At 66.0% G+C, this 20,922-nt stretch carries 17 protein-coding genes; 11 read left to right on the top strand and 6 right to left on the bottom strand.

Annotated elements, in window-relative coordinates; all coding sequences use genetic code 11:
• The first annotated feature begins 16 nt into the window (after positions 1–16).
• Entirely contained in the window at positions 17–1,516 is a 1,500-nt protein-coding gene (locus tag ACN9MZ_RS19005; protein ID WP_426338514.1) for a thymidine phosphorylase family protein, read from the top strand.
• Positions 1,513–2,097, top strand: coding sequence for an NAD(P)H-dependent oxidoreductase (locus ACN9MZ_RS19000; protein WP_426338513.1), 585 nt, complete (start codon positions 1,513–1,515; stop codon positions 2,095–2,097). The genes ACN9MZ_RS19005 and ACN9MZ_RS19000 overlap by 4 nt, the downstream gene beginning before the upstream one ends.
• A 2-nt stretch (positions 2,098–2,099) precedes the next feature.
• Here ACN9MZ_RS19000 and ACN9MZ_RS18995 read toward each other — a convergent pair whose 3' ends face one another.
• Positions 2,100–2,825 carry a substrate-binding periplasmic protein gene (locus ACN9MZ_RS18995; protein WP_426338512.1) on the bottom strand — a complete coding sequence of 242 codons (726 nt, stop codon included), beginning with the start codon at positions 2,823–2,825 and terminating at the stop codon, positions 2,100–2,102.
• A gap of 61 nt (positions 2,826–2,886) precedes the next feature.
• On the opposite strand from ACN9MZ_RS18995, the gene ACN9MZ_RS18990 reads away from it, so the two are divergent.
• The gene (locus ACN9MZ_RS18990; RefSeq protein ID WP_426162217.1) at positions 2,887–4,377 is read left to right on the top strand and encodes an AMP nucleosidase; all 1,491 of its coding nucleotides are present in this window, start codon (positions 2,887–2,889) and stop codon (positions 4,375–4,377) included.
• Between the two features lie 3 nt (positions 4,378–4,380).
• Here the strand turns inward: ACN9MZ_RS18990 and ACN9MZ_RS18985 are convergent, their stop codons facing one another.
• Entirely contained in the window at positions 4,381–5,130 is a 750-nt protein-coding gene (locus ACN9MZ_RS18985) for an SDR family oxidoreductase (protein WP_426338511.1), read from the bottom strand.
• A 65-nt stretch (positions 5,131–5,195) separates the two neighbouring features.
• On the opposite strand from ACN9MZ_RS18985, the gene ACN9MZ_RS18980 reads away from it, so the two are divergent.
• On the top strand, positions 5,196–6,221 hold the full coding sequence (locus ACN9MZ_RS18980) for a GlxA family transcriptional regulator (protein ID WP_426338510.1): 1,026 nt from the start codon (positions 5,196–5,198) through the stop codon (positions 6,219–6,221).
• Here the strand turns inward: ACN9MZ_RS18980 and ACN9MZ_RS18975 are convergent.
• Genes ACN9MZ_RS18975 through ACN9MZ_RS18965 form a run of 3 tightly spaced genes read right to left on the bottom strand, consistent with a single transcriptional unit; the run spans position 6,176 to position 8,948 of the window.
• Entirely contained in the window at positions 6,176–6,745 is a 570-nt protein-coding gene (locus ACN9MZ_RS18975; protein ID WP_426338509.1) for a CPBP family glutamic-type intramembrane protease, read from the bottom strand. The two genes, ACN9MZ_RS18980 and ACN9MZ_RS18975, sit on opposite strands and share 46 nt — an antisense overlap.
• A complete protein-coding gene (locus tag ACN9MZ_RS18970) occupies positions 6,742–7,968 on the bottom strand; it encodes a L,D-transpeptidase family protein (protein WP_426338508.1) in 1,227 nt (408 codons plus the stop codon). Before ACN9MZ_RS18970 ends, ACN9MZ_RS18975 begins: the two co-directional genes overlap by 4 nt.
• Positions 7,968–8,948 (bottom strand): L,D-transpeptidase Cds6 family protein, encoded by a 981-nt coding sequence (locus tag ACN9MZ_RS18965; RefSeq protein WP_426342932.1) that lies wholly within the window; start codon positions 8,946–8,948, stop codon positions 7,968–7,970. Before ACN9MZ_RS18965 ends, ACN9MZ_RS18970 begins: the two co-directional genes overlap by 1 nt.
• A gap of 177 nt (positions 8,949–9,125) precedes the next feature.
• Between ACN9MZ_RS18965 and ACN9MZ_RS18960 the strand changes: the two genes are divergently transcribed.
• The 7 genes from ACN9MZ_RS18960 (at position 9,126) to ACN9MZ_RS18930 (ending at position 19,975) form a co-directional block, all read left to right on the top strand.
• Positions 9,126–9,884: a hypothetical protein gene (locus ACN9MZ_RS18960; RefSeq protein WP_426338507.1), complete on the top strand. Its 759-nt coding sequence runs from the start codon at positions 9,126–9,128 to the stop codon at positions 9,882–9,884.
• Between the two features lie 65 nt (positions 9,885–9,949).
• A complete protein-coding gene (locus tag ACN9MZ_RS18955; protein WP_426338506.1) occupies positions 9,950–11,251 on the top strand; it encodes a DUF3422 family protein in 1,302 nt (433 codons plus the stop codon).
• Positions 11,248–12,387, top strand: a complete 1,140-nt coding sequence (locus ACN9MZ_RS18950) for an esterase-like activity of phytase family protein (RefSeq protein WP_426338505.1) — start codon at positions 11,248–11,250, stop codon at positions 12,385–12,387. Before ACN9MZ_RS18955 ends, ACN9MZ_RS18950 begins: the two co-directional genes overlap by 4 nt.
• Before the next feature lie 99 nt (positions 12,388–12,486).
• Complete coding sequence (locus ACN9MZ_RS18945) at positions 12,487–13,098, top strand: glutathione S-transferase family protein (protein WP_426338504.1); 612 nt, start codon at positions 12,487–12,489, stop codon at positions 13,096–13,098.
• Positions 13,095–13,973, top strand: a complete 879-nt coding sequence (locus ACN9MZ_RS18940) for a pyridoxamine 5'-phosphate oxidase family protein (protein ID WP_426338503.1) — start codon at positions 13,095–13,097, stop codon at positions 13,971–13,973. Before ACN9MZ_RS18945 ends, ACN9MZ_RS18940 begins: the two co-directional genes overlap by 4 nt.
• Positions 13,974–13,992: 19 nt before the next feature.
• Positions 13,993–17,244, top strand: a complete 3,252-nt coding sequence (locus ACN9MZ_RS18935) for an EAL domain-containing protein (RefSeq protein WP_426338502.1) — start codon at positions 13,993–13,995, stop codon at positions 17,242–17,244.
• A gap of 343 nt (positions 17,245–17,587) precedes the next feature.
• Positions 17,588–19,975 (top strand): penicillin acylase family protein, encoded by a 2,388-nt coding sequence (locus tag ACN9MZ_RS18930; protein WP_426338501.1) that lies wholly within the window; start codon positions 17,588–17,590, stop codon positions 19,973–19,975.
• On the opposite strand, the gene ACN9MZ_RS18925 is transcribed toward ACN9MZ_RS18930, so the two are convergent.
• On the bottom strand, positions 19,965–20,828 hold the full coding sequence (locus ACN9MZ_RS18925) for a dienelactone hydrolase family protein (protein WP_426338500.1): 864 nt from the start codon (positions 20,826–20,828) through the stop codon (positions 19,965–19,967). The two genes, ACN9MZ_RS18930 and ACN9MZ_RS18925, sit on opposite strands and share 11 nt — an antisense overlap.
• Between the last annotated feature and the right edge of the window lie 94 nt (positions 20,829–20,922).

Genomic DNA, 20,922 nt, shown 5'->3' with positions numbered 1-20,922 from the left:
GCCAAAGGAGTGACATATGGGATATGCATTACGGGCCAGGCGGCTTGGCATCGACACCTACCAGCAGCCGGTGGCCTACATGCGGCGGGATTGCAAGGTCTGCCTGGCGGAAGGCTTTGAAGCGCAGGCGCGCATCGAGCTGCAATGCGGCGCGCAGGTCGTCGCCGCCACGCTGAACGTGGTGGACGGTGCCCTGCTCGACGAGCAGGACATCGGCCTGTCCGAGGCTGCCTGGGAAGCGCTGGCTGCGGCGCCGGGCGCGCCGGTCAGCGTGCGCCACCCGGCGCCGCTGGCATCGTTCGCGGCAGTGCGCGGCAAGATTCACGGCCGGCCGCTGGACGACGCAGCGGCCCAGGCCATCATCGCCGATATCGCCGGCGGGCGCTATCCGGACATCCATCTCTCCAGCTTCATCACCGCCTGTTCCGGCAACCGCCTCGACCTGGCGGAAACCATCGCGCTGACGCGCGCCATGGCTGCTGTGGGCGAGCGCATGCACTGGCCTTCGCATGTGGTGGTGGACAAGCATTGCGTCGGCGGCCTGCCGGGCAACCGCACCACGCTGCTGGTGGTGCCGATCGTCGCCGCTTGCGGCATGACCATGCCCAAGACTTCTTCGCGCGCCATCACTTCGCCGGCCGGCACGGCCGACACCATGGAAACCCTGGCGCCGGTGGCCATCGGCATCGACGCCATGCGCCGCGTGGTACAGCAGGAAGGCGGTTGCATCGTCTGGGGCGGCAGTGTGACGCTGAGCCCGGCGGACGACGTCCTGATCCGCGTCGAGCGCCCGCTGGAACTCGACAGCGATGGCTTGCTGGTCGCCTCCGTGCTGTCGAAGAAGCTGGCCGCCGGCGCCAGCCATGTGCTGATCGACATCCCGGTCGGGCGCACGGCCAAGGTGCGCTCCGGGCAGGCCGCGTGCCAGCTTGCCGAGCGCCTGGAGGGGGCGGGCCGGGCGCTGGGCCTGGCTGTGAAGTGCGTCATCAGCGACGGCAGCCAGCCGGTCGGCGTCGGCATCGGCCCGGCGCTGGAAGCGATGGACGTGCTGGCGGTGCTGCAAGGTGCGTCCGATGCGCCGCAGGACTTGCGCCAGCGCGCGCTGGCGCTGGCCGCCGGCGTGCTGGAACTGGGCGGCCGCGCCGCCCCCGGCGAAGGCATGGGGCTGGCCACGCAGACGCTCGATTCCGGCGCCGCCTGGGTCAAGTTCCAGGCCATCTGCGCGGCCCAGGGCGGCCTGCGCCAGCCGCCTGTCGCGGCCTGCATCCATGTGCTGGAAGCGCGCCATGCCGGCCGCGTGGTCGGCATCGACAACCGCAAGCTGGCCACCTTGGCCAAGCTGGCCGGCGCGCCGCGCGCCGCCGCTGCTGGCGTGCGATTCTTTGCGCCGTTGGGCACTAGGCTCGAAGTGAGGCAGCCGATCCTGGCGATCCATGCCGACACGCCGGGCGAGCTGGCCTACGCGCTGGAATACGCCGAGGCGCAAAGCAACCTGGTTACCGTGGAGGATGCATGAGCAAGATCCTGGTGATCCAGGGGCACCCCGATCCCGCGGGCGGGCATTTATGTCACGCGCTGGCCGAAGCCTATGTCGACGCGGCGCGGGCAGCTGGCCACCAGGTGGAAGTCGTCACACCCGCCACGCTGGACTTTCCCTTGCTGGCCAATGCGCATGAGTGGGAAGAAGGCGTCGTGCCGCCGGCCCTGGCGCCGGTGCAGCGCGCCATTGCAGGGGCCAGGCATCTCGCGATCTTCTACCCGCTCTGGCTGGGCGACATGCCGGCCGTCCTGAAAGCGTTCCTGGAGCAGGTGGCGCGCCCCGGTTTTGCGCTGGACAGCAAGGCGAAGAACCCGCTGCATGCCGGGCTGCTGTCCGGCCGCAGCGCGCGCGTCGTGGTGACGATGGGGATGCCGGCGCTGTTCTACCGCTGGTATTTCTGCGCCCACAGCCTGAAATCTCTGGAGCGCAATATCCTGAACTTCGTCGGCATTGCACCGGTACGCAAGACGCTGGTCGGCGGCGCCGGCAAGATGGATGCGGCCACGGTGGCGGCCTGGCGCCAGCGCATGCAAGTGCTGGGCGCCCGGGGGATCTGAGACTAGCGGCGCGGCGTGTCGTTGCGCGCCTGGATGGCACGGTTCAGGCGTTCCATCGTTTCCGCTGGTACGTCGCGGCTGCAGACGATGTAACGCTTCAGGCCGGGCGGCATGTCGGCGAAATCGACCAGCACCAGCGGCTGCAGTTCGGGAAATTTGAGCCGCAGGTAATTCCAGTCCTCGCGGTCCACGAACAGGTAGTCCGCGCGGCCGACGGCCACCATGCGGAACATGGCCGATGTTTCCACCGTGCGGCGCATGATGCGGTTCTGGCTGGCGTTGATCAGGGCATCGAGTTCCGGACCGTAGGAAACGCCATCGATCACGGCCAGCGTCAGCGACTTATCCGACAGCAGGGATTTCAGGTTGGGGTGTGACCGGATGCGGGCCGCCACCGCCGGCACCGCCAGCACGGCATGCGGCAAGTCCGCATGCACGGGAACGGAGTACTGGGCTACTGCCTCGCGCTCGGGCAGCCGGTACCAGCTGATCGAGCAGTAGTTCGACATGCCGTGGCTGAAATTGGCCCAGATGCGCTTTTGCGGCTCGTTGACGAACACGGCCGGCACGCCGGCCGCGGCGAATACCTGCTTCGCGCGTTCCAGCATGAAGCCTTTCGCGACCTTGTTTTCGTCAAAATAGTAGTAGGGCGGCTTTTCGCGCCAGGCCACGGTCAGCGGCGTTTCCGCCAGTGCGTTCGCGGTGCCGGACGCCGCAATCAGTCCCATTAAATATTTCTGCCACATGCTGCCATTATAATAGGGTGGAACAGCAGAAAGGAGTCGCACGATGTTCAGCCGTCCCCATGTAGCACCCCGCATGTTTGACGATCCATCCGCAGCACTGGCCCAGGTCCGGGCGATTTACGACGACAGTATCCGCTTCCTGCGCGAATCCTTGCAGCGCTTTGTCGAGGGCGAAACACCCACCGAGCGCGTGCGCGCCTGCTACCCATATGTGCGGGTACAGACGGAAACCGTGGCGCGCGCCGATTCGCGCCTGTCGTACGGCTTTGTCGCAGGCCCCGGCGCCTTCGAGACCACGCTGACGCGCCCCGACCTGTTCGAGGGCTATTACACCGAACAATTCCGCCTGCTGTTGAAGAATCACGGCCAGCAGCAGATGCAGATTGAAGTGGGCCTGAGCGCCCAGCCGATCCCGATCCACTTCTCCTTTGCCGAGCATGACCACATCGAGGGCAGCCTGAGCGCCGAGCGGCGCCTGCTGATGCGCGACGTGTTCGACCTGCCGAACCTGGCCGCCATGGACGATGGCATTGCCAACGGCACGTTCGAAGCGGCGCCGGGCGAGGCGCAGCCGCTGTCGCTGTTTACCGCGCCGCGCGTCGATTATTCGCTGCAGCGGCTGCGCCATTACACGGGCACTTCGCCCGAGCATTTCCAGAACTTCGTCATGTTCACGAACTACCAGTTCTACATCGACGAATTCGTGCGCCTGGGCCATGAGCTGATGGCCAGTCCGGACAGCGACGGCTACGTGGCGTTCGTCGAGCCGGGCAATATCGTCACGCGCCGCGTCGGCCACGCCATGCAGCCGGGCGACGACCTGGGCGCCGCGCCGCCGCGCTTGCCGCAGATGCCGGGCTACCACCTGGTGCGCGCCGACGGCAGCGGCATCAGCATGGTCAATATCGGCGTCGGCCCGGCCAACGCCAAGACCGCCACCGACCATATCGCGGTGCTGCGCCCGCACGCCTGGCTGATGCTGGGCCACTGCGCAGGCCTGCGCAACACGCAGCAACTGGGCGACTACGTGCTGGCCCACGGCTATGTGCGCGAAGACCATGTGCTGGACGAGGACTTGCCGCTGTGGGTGCCGATTCCGGCACTGGCCGAAGTGCAGGTGGCGATCGAGTCGGCGGTGGCTGAAGTGACGCAGCTGGGCGGCCATGACCTGAAGCGCGTGCTGCGCACCGGCACCGTGGCCAGCACCGATAACCGCAACTGGGAGCTGCTGCCGCAGCGTACGCCGGAGCGCCGCTTCAGCCAGAGCCGCGCCGTGGCGCTGGACATGGAAAGCGCGACCATCGCCGCCAACGGCTTCCGCTTCCGCGTCCCCTACGGCACGCTGCTGTGCGTCAGCGACAAGCCGCTGCACGGCGAAATCAAACTGCCCGGCATGGCCAACCAGTTCTACCGCGACCGCGTCGACCAGCACCTGCGCATCGGCATCCGCGCGCTGGAACTGTTGCGCGGCCTCGGCTCGGACAAGCTCCATAGCCGTAAACTGCGCAGCTTCGCCGAGGTGGCTTTCCAGTAAGGCTTAGTGCTGCCGCAGCCAGGCGTCGTAGCTGATGGCGCCGAGGCGCGGCCTGGCAGTGGCGGCTGGCACCAGGCTGCCATGCTCGAGGACAGCGCCGAAGTAAGGCGCTTGCGGGTCGGTCACGATCGGCCGCGTCTCGCCGGCCGCCGCCAGCGCTTGGCGCACGATTTGCTCCAGCGGGTAGGCTTGCGGGCCCGCCAGTTCGCTGGTGCCGTTCAGCGGCGCGGCCAGCGCGACATCGGCCAGCGCCTGCGCTACGTCGTCGGCCGCTACTGGCTGGATCAGGGCCGGCGAGAGGCGGATGGTTCCATCGACCGCCGACGACTGGCCGATCGCGGCCAGGAATTCCATGAATTGCGTCGCGCGCAGGATGGTGTAAGGCACGCCGTTCTGCCTGATCAGTTCCTCCTGCGCCACCTTGGCGGTGAAGTAGCCATTCCCGGGCAAACGGTCGGTGCCGACGATCGACAGTGCCACGTGGTGGCGCACGCCGGCTTCCTGCTCCGCCTTGCCCAGGTTGCGGCTGGATTTCTGGAAGAAGTCCAGCACGTCGGCCGGAGCAAACGATGGCGAGTTGGCCACGTCGACCACGACTTCGGCGCCGGCCAGCGCGGCGGCCAGGCCTTCGCCGGTAACGGCATTGACACCGGTGCCCGGCGATGCCGCCAGCACTTCATGGCCTTTCGCTTGCAGCAGTTTGACCAGTTTGCCGCCAATCAGGCCGGTGCCGCCAATGACTACGATTTTCATGGTTTTCCTCCTATGGGTTCCTGTCATGTTGACAGTACATGTTAGGCGGCCCAGAATCGGCAGGAATGACGAATACCCCTTATTTTCTGCCAACGATGCACAGCCAGCGGCTGGTGCTGTTCCTGGCCTACGAAGACGTGGGCCTGTTGGACCTGAGCGGCCCCCAGACCGTGTTCTGGGCCGCGGACAAACGCATGCGCGAACGCGGCCTGCCTGGCTATACGCGCCAGGTCGCCAGCCTGGCCGGCGGCATGGTGCGCAGCGCCGAGGGCATGGCCCTGGCGACCGAGCCGCTGTCTTCCTTCCTGCTGCAGGATATCGACACCATCATCGTGCCCGGCTCGCCGGACATGCCGCGCGTGCAATCGTTATTGAGGGAACTGAGCGACTGGGTGGCTGTCGCGGCAAGCCGCGCGCGGCGTACGGCATCGGTCTGCAGCGGGACCTTCCTGCTGGCGCAGGCCGGCCTGTTGAACGGCAAGCGGGCTGCCACCCACTGGGCAATGTGCGACCTGCTGCAGGAGCGTTTTCCGGCCGTCGATATCGATCGCGACTCGCTGTTCGTGAGGCAGGAGGGGATATGGACATCGGCCGGCGTCACTGCCGGCATTGACCTCGCCCTGGCGCTGGTGGAGAGCGATTGCGGGCATGCGGTGGCGATGCAGGTGGCGCGCGAACTGGTCATATTCCTCAAGCGCCCTGGCGGCCAGGCGCAATTCAGCGAACTGCTGCTGGCGCAGGAAGCTGGCGGGGATACTTTCGAGCGCCTGCACCTGTGGATCATGGAAAACCTGGCCCTGTCGATGCCGATCGAGGTACTGGCAAGCCAGGTGAATATGAGTCCACGCAACTTCGCGCGGGTGTACAAGGAAAAGACTGGCCGCACGCCGGCCAAGGGCGTCGAGGCGCTGCGGCTTGAGGCTGCGCGGCGCATGCTGGAGGCTTCGCAGCGCACGGTGGAACAGGTGGCGCGCCTGTGCGGGTTTGGCAATGAGGAACGGCTGCGCACTGTCTTCCAGCGCAATCTGGGCGTCTCTCCCAGCGACTATCGCAAGCGGTTTGCGCCTTCCGAAATGCGGCGCACCAGGTAAAGGCCGATGATGTCGACAATCGCATGGGCCACCATCACTGCCAGCAGGCCGATGTAGTCGAATGCGAAGCCGAGCAGCACGCCCATGCCAAAGACGCCGCTGGCCTGCCACAGGGCCGCGCGGTCGAAGCGGCGGAAGTCGTAGGCGCCGGTGTGCACCAGCAGGAACAGCAGGCTGGCGCCCCAGATGCCCGCCAGCGGTTGCAGTGCCGCGCGGAACAGCAGTTCTTCCGAAACCCCGGCGGCAAGCGAAATCCACAGGGGATTCCAGCCGCTGAGGTCGAGCCGTGCGTAGCTGGCGGCGGTGCGCTGCACCGCTTCGGCATCGGGCTTGCGCAGGGTAGTCAGGGCCGAGATGCCGCCGGCAGCCAGCCCCAGTGCGATGCCGGCCAACGCTTGCTGCCACCAGGGCAGGCCGCCCAGCAGCAGTGCGGCAAGCGGCTGGCGCCGCAACAGGAGGATGGCAAGGGCGACACCCGCCAGCGCGGCGCAACTCAGTAGCTGCGTGCGCAGGGGGATTTTCAAATCATGCTCTCGAAGATGATCTTCCACGCGCTGCCTTCGCGCGCCCAGTATTGGCGCTTGCGCTGGGTGGAGCGGTTCTTGCCGATCTTCGATTCGAGCGTGAAGGTACTGACCAGCATATCGTCGCGGCTCGGGTAGCGGAAGATGGTCACTTCGCTGAGGGACACGCTAAGGCCATTCACGCTGGCCAGCGGACGCATGTCTTTTTCGTACCAGGTCTTCAGGTCTTCGCCGTTGGCCGATTTGAACTTGCCCGAATAATTCTTCAACAACCGCTTGCTGTTGGCGCTGACCAGGTCGGCGCGCCAGGATTCGACCAGGCGGTTCGCGGTAAAGCGCTCGTTATCCCATTTGGCCTTGCTGATGAACTCCTGGTGGTCGGCGATCACTACCGGCGTCCTGCCGATATCGACGGTGTTTTCAAGCTTGCGCAAATCGTCGTTGGTCAGCACCACGCAGCCGTCGGAAGCGAGGGGCGGGCGGCTGTAATTGTCGGCCGGCGTGCCGTGCAGGAAGATGCCGCCGCCGCTGCGGCCATTCAGGCGGTCCCACTCGTTGGGGTAGTTGATGCGCAGCGCGCTGGCGCCGTAGAAGTCGGGCAGCTTGGGGCCGGCTACGCGGCCGGTGATGTAGTAGACGCCGAGCGGGGTTTTCTGGTCGCCTTCGCGGAACTTGTCGACACCCAGCTTGCCCTGGCTGATGTAGTAGTCGGTGACCAGTTTCAGCTCGCCGTTGTTGTTCTGGTAGACGTACAGGCGCGATTGCGTGGCGTCGACCACCAGCACATGGCGCATGTCGGTGCGCAGCTGCAGCACGGAGCGCGGCGCCAGTTCGGGAGCGGGGCGCGCCACCAGGGTTTGCAGGCGCACGCGCGCTTCGTCGCGCAAGTCTTTCAGCTTGTCGGCCGGACCGCTGGCGCCGGCGCCGAGCTGGGCCACCGGCTTGGTGTGCATCAGCAGCAGGTCGCCGCGGATCAGGTGGCCGACGCGGAAATTCGGGTAAGCCTGCACCAGCGCGTCGGCCTTCGACATCGCCTCTTGCAACTGGCTGGCGCGCAAGTTCTTGTAAATCTCAAGCAGCAAGATTTCGGCCTCCTGCCTGGCGCGCGGGGCTTCGGCCGGATGGATGGACTTGGCCATGCCAGTGCCGGCTGGCGCCAGCACGACGCATGCTGCCAGCAATGCGGCGGCCGTGCAGGCACTTGCTCGCTTCGACATCTGCATCAGCCCCCCGACTGCTCTTGCCGGATCAGCCAATTCTTGCCTTGCTTCTCCAGCACCAGGGTCTTGCGGCCGGTAGTGCTGAAGCGATCAGACGCATACTTCTGGCGGAATGTCACGTTCGCAGTATTGCCTTTCACCGTCACTTGCGGCGACTCGATGCTTACCTTGATGTGCCCTTTGCCCTCGATGCGGGCGGTACGGTCGGCTTCCCAGGCTTTGCGGTTCTGGCCTTTCGGCGTCTGGAAGTTGCTGCCGTAAGCACTCAGGTAGCCCTTCATGTCTTGCGCACTCCAGGCTTTGGCCCAGCTATCGACAGCCTTGACGACATCGGCGCCGTCGGCGTCTGCTTTCTGGACCTGCTCAACTTTCGACACCGCCTTTGCCAATTGTACTGCCGGGGCGGGTGCCGGCGCGGGCGCCACGGCTGGCGGCGCCGTCGGAAGCGCCTTGGCTTGCGCCATCGCAGGCGCGGCGGCCGGTGCGCTAGCCGCTGGCTTGGCCTGGACCACGGCTGCGGCTGGCGCCGGTGCCGCGGCGACAGCAGCCAGCGGCAAGGCGGGCTCGCCGCCCTTTGGCGTCAAGGTGCGCACCATCGCCAGCCTGGCTTTCGGCGGCGGCTGGCCCGGATCGGCCAGTTGCATGGCCTTGTCGTAAGACTGGCTGGCCAGCCTGGCATACACGTCACCCAGGTTTTCGTGGGCGGTGGCGTAGGCTGGATTGGTGCGGATCGCGCGTTCCAATGCCACGCGGGCCTTATCGTAATTACCGCCCGCTGCGTGCAGCACGGCCAGGTTGTTATAAGGCTCCGGTAATTCGGGATAATCTTCCGTCAGCTTTTGGAAAACATTAATTGCCTCGGCTGTTTTGCCCTGTTCGGACAAAATCATCCCTTTAATAAATCGCAACTGCGCATCCTTTGGTCGTTGTGATAATGCAACATCTACCTTGGCCAAGGCGGCTGGGAGCTGCCCGCCGCGCATCATTTTACCGATCTCTGCGGCCTCATCGGCCTGCGCGCCAAAGCACGCAATTAATAGCGCGGCCCCGAGCGCAAGGGCTGTACGAGAGGAAATTTGCGATGCCTGCATTTATTAATTTTGCCGACGGGAAATAAACATTCATTTTATCAAACTCAGGGGGCTGAATATACTTAGAAGATGGAACTAAGTATTACGCAGCAGGACGCGGGACACACGGCGCAGGGCTTGCCGCTGTTCATTTTTGCGCTCTGCAACCGCCACGGAATGGAAGCCAGGATCAGTACCCTGGGCGGTGCAATTATCAAGCTGCAAGTGCCCGACCGGCATGGCCGGCTCGCCAACGTCATCCATGGCGCGGCGCCCGATTGCGGCATCCACCTGCTACCGGCGCCGGGGCGCGCCTTGCACCGGGTGCCCTGGCACGCCGTGCCCTTGGTGGAAGACGCCAGCGTCGGCCTGCGCCTGGCCAGTCCGGGCCCGCCAGCGGTGCTGGCGACCTATCTGCTCGACGAGGCGAACGGCCTGACGCTGCATTGCCAGGCGCCGGCCGCCACTTCGGCCACCATCTGCCTGCGTATCGCCTTGAATATGGCCGGCGAGGGCGACGTCCTCAGCCAGCAGCTGGAGGTAGGCGCCACGCGCGTCGTGCCGGCCGGCGAACACGAGCGCGACGTGGCCAGCACGCCATGGGACTGCCGTTCGCCGCGCCTGCTGGCCGAATTGCCTGGGCAGGCGCGCTACCTCCTGGACCAGCACGGAAACGGCGACGCGGCGCTGCGCCTGCTCGACCCTGCCACGGGACGCGTGCTCGAACTTGCCACCGATGCCGCCAGCTTGCGGCTGGGCTGCGGCGAGCGTGCCGCCTGCCTGTGGCTGGAGCCCATCATGGCGGCAGCCGGCGGCCAACTGGTCCTGCGCTTCACTGCCCAGCCATAGCTCCGCAAGGCTTGTGGTAACAACAATGTTAATATCTGGACTCCCTTATTACCGAGCCCAGCCCAATGAGTATCGTGTTTTCCAGCCTGAACCACGCGCAGCGCGTGCCCCTCGCTGCCGAAATCCACTCGCGCCCCTTCCTGAAACTGGATGCGCCGACCCTGCTGTCCCATTTCGCCATCATGGGCGAGGAGGAACAGCAAGAGTTGCTGGCAGGGCTGTGCGGTCATTTCGGCGTGGCGGCGCCGGCCGCAGGCGGCAAGTACTTTACCCATGATTTTGGCCGTTTCCGCCTGAAGTGGGAGCTGCACACCGAATTTGCCACCTTCACCTTCGCCGAAACCGTGGCCAGCATGCCGCTGCCGGAAGATGCCTTCAGCAACATGCCTTCGCGCCACCTGCCGGAGCAGTGGCTGCTGCGGCTGCAGGGCAGGGTGCTGGTGGCCGCGCACGTCCTGCTGGGACGGCCTGGCGGCATGCAGCATGCTTTTGCGGAGAGCCTGCAGCGCCTGTTCCAGGGCGCCCCGCTGGCGGGCAGCCAGGTGATGAACGGCGGCGAGATGTGGACCGACTTCGCCATCCATGCCGATGGCTTCAGCCGCTTCGTGATCTGCGACGCCGGCATGCACGAACAGCAGTCGGGCCGCCTGGTGCAGCGCGTCCTTGAAATCGAAACCTATCGCATGATGGCCCTGCTTGGCCTGCCGGTCGCGCAAAACGCCACGCCGGAACTGAACCAGGTGGAGGCCGAGCTGGCCACCCTGGCCGGCGCCCTGGTGGAAGCCGACGGCAAGGTCGACGACGGCTCGACCGAACAGGCGCTGCTCGATCGCATTACCCACCTGGCGGCGCGGATCGAAAAGGTTTCGGCCGACACCAGCTACCGCTTCGCCGCGGCCAAGGCCTATTTCGGCCTGGTCAACGCGCGCATCGAAGAATTGCGTGAACTGCGTATCGAGGGCACGCCAACGGTGGAGGAATTCATGGAGCGCCGCCTGGCGCCCGCCATGAAGACTTGCGAGGCCGTCGCCGCGCGCCAGCAGGCGCTGGCCGGCCGTATCGCCAACTGCAACGACCTGCTGCGCACCCGCGTCGGCATCGTGCAGGAAGCGCAGAACCGCAAGATCCTGCAGTCGATGAATACGCGCGCGGCGCAGCAGCTGCGCCTGCAGCAGGCGGTGGAAGGCTTGTCGGTGGCTGCGATCTCGTACTACGTGGTGGGCCTGATCGGCTATAGCGCCAAGGGCGCGAAGGTGCTGGGCGTGGGCGTCAATCCTGAGCTGCTGATGGGCGTCATGGTGCCGGTGGTGGCGGTCGGCATGTGGCTCGGCCTGCGCAGCATGCACAAGCGCCTGCACCACGCATGATGCGCCTTGCACGTCGCTTGGCCTGGCTGGCGGTGGGCGCGGCTTTGGCCGCCTGTGCACCGGCCACCCGCCTTGCACCCGCTTCGACGGCATCGCCGGTGGGCGCGCTGCGCTTCATCGGCGAACAGCGGGTTGCACACCAGGCGATGTTCCGGGACACCATGCTGGGCGGTTTCTCCGGGCTCGATTACGATGCGGCGCGCGGCCGCTGGGTGGTCGAAAGCGACGACCGCTGCACCCACAACCCCGCGCGCTACTACGAAGCGGAGCTGGATTTTGACGCCAGTGCGTTCCGTGCGGTGCGCTTCAGCGGCCTGCACTATTTCCTGAACGCCGACGGCAAGGACTTTACCGCCACAGCCACCGCTTGCACGCGCGCCGACGTGGAATCGATCCGTATCGACCCGCTGGACGGAAGCATGTGGTATTCCAGTGAAGGCGACCGCCGCTATGGCCTCGATCCTTTCATCCGTCATGCCACGCGCGATGGCGCGCTGCTGGCCGAATTGCCCTTGCCGGAAAACTTCCGGGTGCATCAGGGCGAAGAGCGCGGTTCGCGCTACAACGCCACCTTCGAAGGACTGGCTTTCGCCCCGGATGGCCGCAGCCTGTGGGCTTCCCTCGAATGGCCGCTGTACGAAGATGGCCCGATCGCGACCACGCAGCACGGCGCGGTGCTGCGCATGACGCAGTTCCAGCGCGATGGCCAGGTGCTGCGCCAGTTCGCCTATCCGCTCGATGCCATTCCCGCCGAACCGGGACCTGGCAAGGAAGCCGAAAACGGCGTCTCCGAAATCCTGGCGCTGCCCGATGGCGAGCTGCTGGTGCTGGAGCGCGCCACGGTGCAGGATGCCGCGGGCGCCTACACCAATTACGTCCGCCTGTATGCCACCGATGGGCGCGGCGCCAGCGATGTGAAGGCGCTGCCAGGCTTGGCGGGCGCGCAATACACGCCGGTGCGCAAACGCCTGGTGCATGATTTCAGCAAGCAGCCCGTGCCGCGCGCCCATAACCTGGAGGCAATGTCCTTCGGCCCGCGCCTGTCAAACGGCCACGCCACCCTCGTGTTCGCCAGCGACGACAACTTTGGCAAGGGCCAGGTCACCCAGTTCCTGCTGTTCGAAGTGCTGCCCTGACGATTATTCCGCTGGCTGGAATGGTGAATTGCTGTTGGCGGGGATTCTCATCGTCGCCGACATGGATCAGACTCTCATCATTACTTGAAAGGAGATCCCATGAAGCTGCACTACCACCCAATTTCCGGCCACGCCCACCGCGCCCACCTGTTCCTGTCCCTGCTGGGCCTGGACTTTGAGCTGGTCGAAGTCGACCTGCTGAAGGCCGAGCAGAAAAGCGAAGCCTTCCTCAAGCTGAATCCCTTCGGCCAGGTGCCGGTACTGGAAGACGACGGCGTGGTGATTGCCGACTCCAACGCCATCCTGGTCTACCTTGCCACGCGCTATGGCGATGCCAGCTGGCTGCCGCGAGACCCGGCCGGCGCGGCTGCCGTGCAGCGCTGGCTGTCGGTCGCCGCCGGCGAAATCGCCAGCGGACCCGCTACCGCCCGCATCATCAAGCTGTTCAGGAAACCGGTCGATCCGGCCGACGCCATTGCCCGTGCCCACCGCATCCTCGCCCTGGTCGAGGCCAGCCTGGCCGGCAAGGAATGGATCGCCGCCGGCTGGCCGACCATCGCCGACATTGCCTTGTACAGCTATATCGCCCGTGCCCCGGAGGGCAATGTCGACCTCTCGGGCTACGCCAATGTCGGGGCCTGGCTGGCCCGCGTCGAAAGCCTGCCACGCTTCCAGCCCTTCATCCAATCACCGGTCGGGCTGGCAGCATGAACGGGCCCTGGCACGCCGGCGAAATCGCGCTGCAGGCCACGCTTGGCGCGGTGGAACGCATGGACGACATTGGCCGCAAGGTGATCCGCGACCACATGCCGGACCAGCACCGCGACTTCTTCGCGCAGTTGCCGTTTGCCGTGTTCGGCAGTGTCGATGCGGAAGGTCGGCCGTGGGCCACGCTGCGTGCCGGGGAAGAGGGGTTCATGCATGCGCCGGACCCGCAACGCCTGCAGCTCCGGCTGCCGGCGCAGCACGACGATCCGGCGCAGGCCGGCCTGCGCGACGGCGCGGCAGTGGGCATGCTTGGCATCGAACTGCATACGCGGCGCCGCAACCGCCTGAATGGCCGCCTGCGCGCGCTCGGCGACGAGCTGTTCGAGATCGCGGTCGTCGAATCGTTCGGCAACTGCCCGAAATACATCCACCAGCGCGACTACCGCTTCGAGCGCACGCCAGGCGAGCCATCGGGCTTGCCGCCACGCCGCCTGCCGCACCTCGATGCGCTGGCGCGCGACCTGATAGGCCGCTCGGGAACTTTTTTTGTCGCGACCTATTCCAGCGAGGGCGGGGAGATGCGGGTGGACGTCTCGCATCGCGGCGGTGCGCCTGGCTTTGTCCAGATCAGCAGCACGGGGAGCTTGCTGGTGCCCGACTATGAAGGCAACCGCTTCTTTGCGACTCTCGGTAACATACTGCTGAATGCCCGGGCCGGGCTGGTGTTCCCGGACTTTGAGAGCGGCGGCTTGTTGCAGATGAGCGGAAGCGCGCGCGTTGTCGTGGACGGACTGGAACGGCACTGGGAGTTCCAGCCGCAACAGATTGTGTGGCGGGAAGATGCATTGCCGCTCAGATGGGCGCTCCTAGCAAAATAGTTCTGCTACCATCGGTGGCATGGATAGGGCTTCTCTCGCTGCGCCGGGAAGGACCAGGCTGGATGCATTCATTGCGGTGTATGAACACAGCCCCAACTTGGCTTTCATGATGGATGCCGATGGCACTGTGCTTGCCGCGAACGCCCATGTGCGACGGCTGGCGCAGGAACTCGGCGTCGGGGACAAGGCATTCGGCCTGTTCCGCAGTTGGGCTGCCGCCGAACTGCGCGACGACGCGATTCCCGAGGCCACGCAGCGCGGCGTCTGGCGGGGCGAACTGGCCCTATGCGAAGGCGATGGCGACGGTACGCCGGTCTCGCTGGCGCTGGAATACTATGCCGGCCATGGCGACCAGCCAGAATGCTTCCGCTGCATCGTCACGCCGCTGCCCGAGGCAGATTCCTATGGCTCTCGGCTGCGCTTCAAGCGCCTGTTCGACCACCATCCGCACCCGATGTGGGTGTATGACGTCAGCAGCCTGCGCTTCCTGGTGGTCAATCGCGCGGCCGCGGCAGTCTACGGCTACAGCGAAGAAGAATTCCTGGAGATGACGATCGAGGATATCCGCCCCGATCACGAACTGGCACGCCTGCGCGACGAACTGGCAACGTCGTCGCAGGCCGGGGCGCACCAGACCGGTACCTGGACCCACCGCTGCAAGGACGGCCGCCTGATTCAGGTAGAGATTTCCTCGCACCCTTTGCTGATGGCGGGGCACAAGGCGCGTTTCGTCTTCGCTCACGACGTGACGCAGCGCCTGCGCATCGAAAAAGCCCTGCACGCATCGCAGGAGATGACGCAGCTGGTGGTCGACCACATTCCGCACCAGATCTTCTGGAAGGACCTGGACCTGCGCTACCGGGGCTGCAACGATGTGTTCCTGCGCGCGGCCGGCCTGTCCTCGCAGGAGGAGGTGGTCGGCAAGAGCGATTTCGACTTCCCCTGGTCGCACAACGCGGAGCGCATCCGCGCCGACGACGCGAAGATCATCCGCAGCGGCGTGCCGCACCTGAACCGCGAAGACCACCTGCTGTTCGCCGACGGCAGCGTGCACTGGTTCCTGATCAACAAGCTGCCGCTGCACGACCAGGCCGGCCGCACCATCGGCCTGCTTGGCACCATCGAGGATGTCTCCGAGCGCAAGCAGGTGGAGCTGATGCTGCAGCTGCATAACCGCGCGCTGGAATCGAGCGTCAACGCCATTGCCATCACCGCCATCCACGACGGCAGCGACACCATTAACTATGCCAACCGGGCGCTGGCCGAGCTGACCGGCCACGTGGCCGGCGAACTGGTCGGCCGCAGCCTGGAGGAGCTGCTGGCCAGCGACGACGATGCCGCTGCCCGCACCGCCTTGCACGAAGCCGTGCATGGACAAAGCGACGTCCAGCTCATGCTGCGCGGGCGCCATCGGGACGGCCGCAGTTGGTGGGCCCAGTTGCACGTGGCGCCGGTCGGTGGCAGCGAGGGCCAGCGCACGCACCGTGTCTGCGTGCTGACCGACATGACCTCGACCATGGACTACCAGGCCCAGCTCGAGCACCAGGCCAGCCACGACGCGCTGACCGGCCTGCCCAACCGCAACCTGTGCGGCGACCGGCTGGTGCAGGCGATCAGCTATGCGCAGCGCTACGGCCATACGGTGTGGGTGGCTTTCCTCGACCTGGACAATTTCAAGCTGGTCAACGACAACCTGGGCCACGATGCCGGCGATGAATTGCTGCGCACCGTGGCGGCCCGCCTGCGCGGCTGCGTGCGCGACACCGACACGGTGGCGCGCATGGGCGGCGACGAGTTCGTGCTGGTGCTGCTGGACGGGCATGAGGCAACGCCGTCGCAAGCCGTGCTGCACAAGATCCTCGACAGCATCTCGGCGCCGTTGCAGCTGGCAGGGCAGGAGCGTACGGTGACCTGCAGCATGGGGGTCTCGCTCTACCCGGGCGACAGCAGCGATCCGCAGCTGCTGATGCGCTATGCCGACATCGCCATGTACCGCGCCAAGGAAAGTGGCCGCAACCAGGTGCAGTTCTATGAGCCGGCCATGCACGCGCGCATCGTGGAACGGGCCGCCATCGAAAACGAATTGCGCGGCGCCCTGGCGCGCGGCGAGATGTTCCTGGTCTACCAGCCGAAGATGAGCGTGGCCAGCGGCGAGATCTCCGGCGTCGAGGCGCTGCTGCGCTGGCGCCATCCGACCATGGGCCTGATTCCGCCGGGCCGCTTCATCGGCGTGGCGGAAGAGACGGGCCTGATCGTGGCGCTGGGACGCTGGGTGATCCATACGGCCTGTGCCCAGAACAAGGCCTGGCAGGATGCCGGCCTGCGGCCGCTGCGGGTGGCGGTCAATGTCTCGGCGCGCCAATTCCGCGACAAGAACCTGGCCGACGAGGTGGTGGAAGCCTTGCGCAGCACGGGCCTGCAGGCGCAATACCTCGAGCTGGAGCTGACCGAGAGCATGATGATGCAAAACGCCGACGAGGCGGTGGTGACGGTGCAGCGCCTGAAGAAAGTCGGCGTCGGCATATCGATCGACGATTTCGGCACCGGCTATTCCAGCCTGGCTTACCTCAAGCTGTTCCCCATCGATTACCTGAAGATCGACCAGTCCTTCGTGCGCGACATGCTGGGCGACCCCACGGTGGCAGCCATCGTACGCTCGGTCATTTCGCTGGGCCACAGCCTGGACTTCCGCATCATTGCCGAAGGGGTGGAGACGGAAGGGCAACTGGCCTACCTGCAACGCTACAACTGCGACGAAGCGCAGGGCTTCCACCTCAGCCAGCCGATCATGCCGGAAGCCTTTGCCGCCTTGCTGAAGCAGGAGCAATCGCGCCAGCCGGCGCTGCGCCCGGCGGACCAGCGCAAGGGCACCTTGCTGCTGCTCGATGATGAACCGAACGTGTTGTCGTCCCTGATGCGCCTCTTGCGCCGCGACGGCTACCAGATCCTGGCAGCGCACAATGCGCAGGAAGCGTTTTCCATGCTGGCCACGCACGAAGTGCAGGTGGTGGTCAGCGACCAGCGCATGCCGGACATGAACGGCACCGAATTTCTGAGCCGGGTGCGCAAGCTCTATCCGGGCACGGTGCGCATCATCCTGTCCGGCTATGCCGAACTGGAATCGGTGCTGGGCGCCATCAACCGCGGCGAGATCTACCGTTTCTACACCAAGCCCTGGGACGACCAGGCCTTGCGCGACAATATCCGCGAGGCGTTCCGCTACCATGCCCTGATGCATGGCGGCGATGGCCACGCTCCGACCGGAACCTAGGTGCCCCACAGCGCGGCGAAGGCGTCCAGCGGGCGCGGGCGGCCCGGTCACCAGCGGGTTGTCGGCAAAGCGCGGGTCGAGCAGGGCGTCGTCCAACACCATGGTTTCGGCGCGCATGATGGCGTGGCCGCTGCGCCCGGGCCGATGGCCGCCTTGAACCACTGGCGTTCGCTATCGCGCAGGGAGATCAGGGCGATTGGAACGTCAAACTCCTCGGCCGCAAACGCCGCAAGCTTATCGAAGCCTTCCTCGGAGACGCTCCAGCACGGTTAAACATTTTCCCTGCCGTTCCATTTGGATTTCTGGCAAGATTTAAGGCAACAGAATAACAATGGGGTTGCCGATGGCGAAGTTATGGCTGAAACGTCTGGTCCTCGCAGTATTGGTGTTGTTGCTGGTGGCCGTGCTGGGCTTGTGGTTCTTCTTGCGCGGCAGCCTGGCCCAGCTCGATGGCAGGCGCACTGTCGCCGGCTTGTCGGGCAACGTGACAGTTACCCGCGACGACAGGGGCGTTCCTTCCATCTCCGGCGGCGACCGGAACGACGTGGCCTATGCCACCGGCTTCGTGCATGCGCAGGACCGCTTCTTCCAGATGGACCTGCTGCGCCGCATGCCGGCCGGCGAGCTGTCCGAACTGTTTGGCGAGAAGGCCCTTGAGACAGACCGTATCAACCGCCTGCACCGCTTCCGTGCCCGCGCCGCGCAGGCGATCGAACTCATGCCGGCGGCGGATCGCCAGCTGCTGGAGCGCTATACCGCAGGCGTCAACGATGGCTTGAATGCGCTTGGCAATCGCCCCTTTGAATACGGCCTGGTCGGCGTCGGCCCGCGTGCCTGGGCGCTGGAAGATTCCTTCCTGGTGGCCTGGGCTATGTATATCGACCTGCAAGTGACGGGTATTGGCCGCGAATTCGCGCGCGGCTGGCTGAAAGAGCACGCCAGCACCGAGCAACTGGCCTTCCTGCTACCGGCCAGCACGCAGTGGGATGCACCGCTGGATGCCGCCAGCCCGCCGCCACCGGATGCGCCGATCCCGCCCCGCGCGCCGGACTGGTGGGGCAAGGGCGTGGCCAGGGAGCCGGCCACCCTGGCCGCCGCCGCATTCGTCGACGGCGTCGGCAGCAATAACTGGGCGGTGTCTGGCAAGCGCAGCGCCAATGGCGGCGCCATCGTGTCCGACGACATGCACCTGGGGATCAAGCTGGCCAACACCTGGTACCGCCTGTTGCTGCACGTGCCGGGCCAGCACGGCAGCACGCGCCGCATCGTCGGCGTCAGCATTCCGGGCGTACCGGCCGTCGTGGCGGGCAGCAATGGCAATGTGGCCTGGGGCTTCACCAACAGCTATGGCGATTATGTCGACCTGGTGGAAGTGGGGGTGGCCAAGGACCGTCCCGGCCAGGCGAAACTCCCCGGCGGTTGGGAAACGCCGATGGAGCATGCCGAGACCATCCTGGTCAAAGGCCGGCCGGCCGTCACCCTCAAGGTGCGCGAAACTTCACTGGGCCCCATCATGCAAAGCGGCGGCCGCGAGTATGCCGTGCACTGGGTAGCGCACGACGTGAAGGCCGTCAACCTGGCGATCCGCCATATGGAGGAAGTGGACAATGTGGCCGAAGCGCTGGCGCTAGCGCCGAAAGTCGGCATGCCGGCGCAGAACCTGGTGGCAGGCGACAGCGACGGCAATATTGGCTGGACCATCGTCGGGCCGCTGCCGCAGCGGCCCGCCACGCCGGCCGACGCCAGCTATCCGCTGTCGGCCAACGGCAGCACGCGCGGCTGGCAAGGCTTGCTGCCGGCGGCGGCTTATCCTTCGGTACGCAATCCGCCCGGCGGCCAGTTGGTGACGGCGAACAGCCGCCAGTTGCTGGGCGCCGACGCGGTAAAGCTGGGCGACGGCGGTTTCGACATGGGCGCCCGCGCCAGGCAGGCGCGCGACGCGCTGGCAGCCCTGGGTGACAAGACCGACGAGAAGGGCGTCTACGGCGTGATGCTGGATGACCGCGCACTGTTCATTTCCCAATGGCGCGACCGTGCGCTGGCGGTGCTGGATCCGGAAGCGGTGAAGGGCAAGCCGCAGCGCGCGGAGCTGGCGCGCCTGTTGAAGGACAACTGGAATGGCCACGCCAGCGTCGATTCGGTGGCTTACCGTGCCAGCCGAGCCTTCATGTGGTCCCTCTACGAACTGCTGTACGGCGGCGCCAACATCGAGCTGGCCAAATTGAACAAGGACGCCAGTATGCGCGCCGCCTCCAGCCGCTGGCCGGTGGTCATCGGGCGCTTGCTGGATGAACAGCCCGGCGGCTGGCTGCCGCAAGGCCATGCCGACTGGAAGGCCCTGCAACTGGCGGCGCTGGACCGCGCCATCGAGCACCTGACCACCGGCGGCAAGCCGCTGGCTTCGGCCACCTGGGGCGCGCGCAACACGGCCACGATTGCGCACCCGATTGCAGGCGCGGTGCCGATGCTGAAGAAGTGGCTCAGCGTGCCGCCCGACCAACTGCCGGGCGACAGCAATATGCCGCGCGTGGCGGGTCCCGCTTTCGGCCAGTCCGAGCGCATGACGGTCTCCCCGGGTCACGAGGAGCAGGGTCTGTTCAATATGCCGGGCGGCCAGAGCGGCCATCCTTTGTCGCCGTTCTTCCTGGCCGGGCACACGGACTGGGTGGCCGGCAAGGCCACGCCGCTGCTGCCAGGCCCTGCGGCCCACACGCTGGTGTTTACGAAGTAGCGACGTTCTGCTGCAGGAAGTCCACCGTGCGCCGCCAGGCCAGCTTGGCGGCCGCTTCATCGTAGCGCGGCGTGGTGTCGTTGTTGAAGCCATGCTCGACGCCAGGGTAGACGAAGTGCTCGTAGCGGGCGCCGGCAGCCTTCAGCGCGGCCTCGTAGCCCGGCCAGCCGGCCAGGATGCGCGCATCGTTGCCGGCATCGTGGACCAGCAAGGGCGCCTTGATCTTCGGCACATCGGCGGCCGGTGGCTGGGAGCCGTAGAACGGGACGGCTGCCGCCAGGTCCGGCACCATGGTGGCGAGGTAGTTGGCCATGCCGCCGCCGTAGCAGAAGCCCACCACGCCAACCTTGCCATTTGCCGCCGGATGCGCCTTCAAGGCCTGCACGGCAGCGAGGAAGTCGGCGCGGGTCTTGGCCTGGTCCAGCTTCGCGAACAGTTCGCGCGCCTTGTCTTCATCGCCGGGATAGCCGCCCAGCGGGAACAGGGCGTCCGGCGCAAAGGCCAGGAAGCCGTCGAGCGCCAGGCGGCGCGTGATGTCCTCGATATGCGGATTCAGGCCGCGGTTCTCGTGCACGACCAGCACGGCAGGCAGCTTGGCCTTGGAAGCGGCCGGCTGCACCAGGTAGCCGCGCAGCTTGCCGTAGCCCTGCGGCGAGGGATATTCAGCGTAGCCGGACTTGAGGCGCTTGTCGTCGGCCGGCACCAGCGGGGCGGCAAAACTCGGCGACAGGGATGCCAGCAGGCCAGCGCCGGCAGCGGCAATGAACTCACGGCGGCTCAACTGGCCATGAACGTAGTTGTCGAACAGCTTCAGTACTTCGGGGTCAAAGTCTTTGGCGGTCAGGCGTGTCATCGTGGCGGTCTCCAGGTAAATTAGCGCTGTCAAGTCTACTCCGACCGGTGCATAATGACATTTCGACTCCGAGCCGGCACCAGCTATTGATGAG

The organism is Pseudoduganella sp. S-14 (assembly GCF_049913285.1).
GTDB lineage: Bacteria > Pseudomonadota > Gammaproteobacteria > Burkholderiales > Burkholderiaceae_D > Rugamonas.
This window is presented reverse-complemented; position numbering and strand designations above follow the sequence as displayed.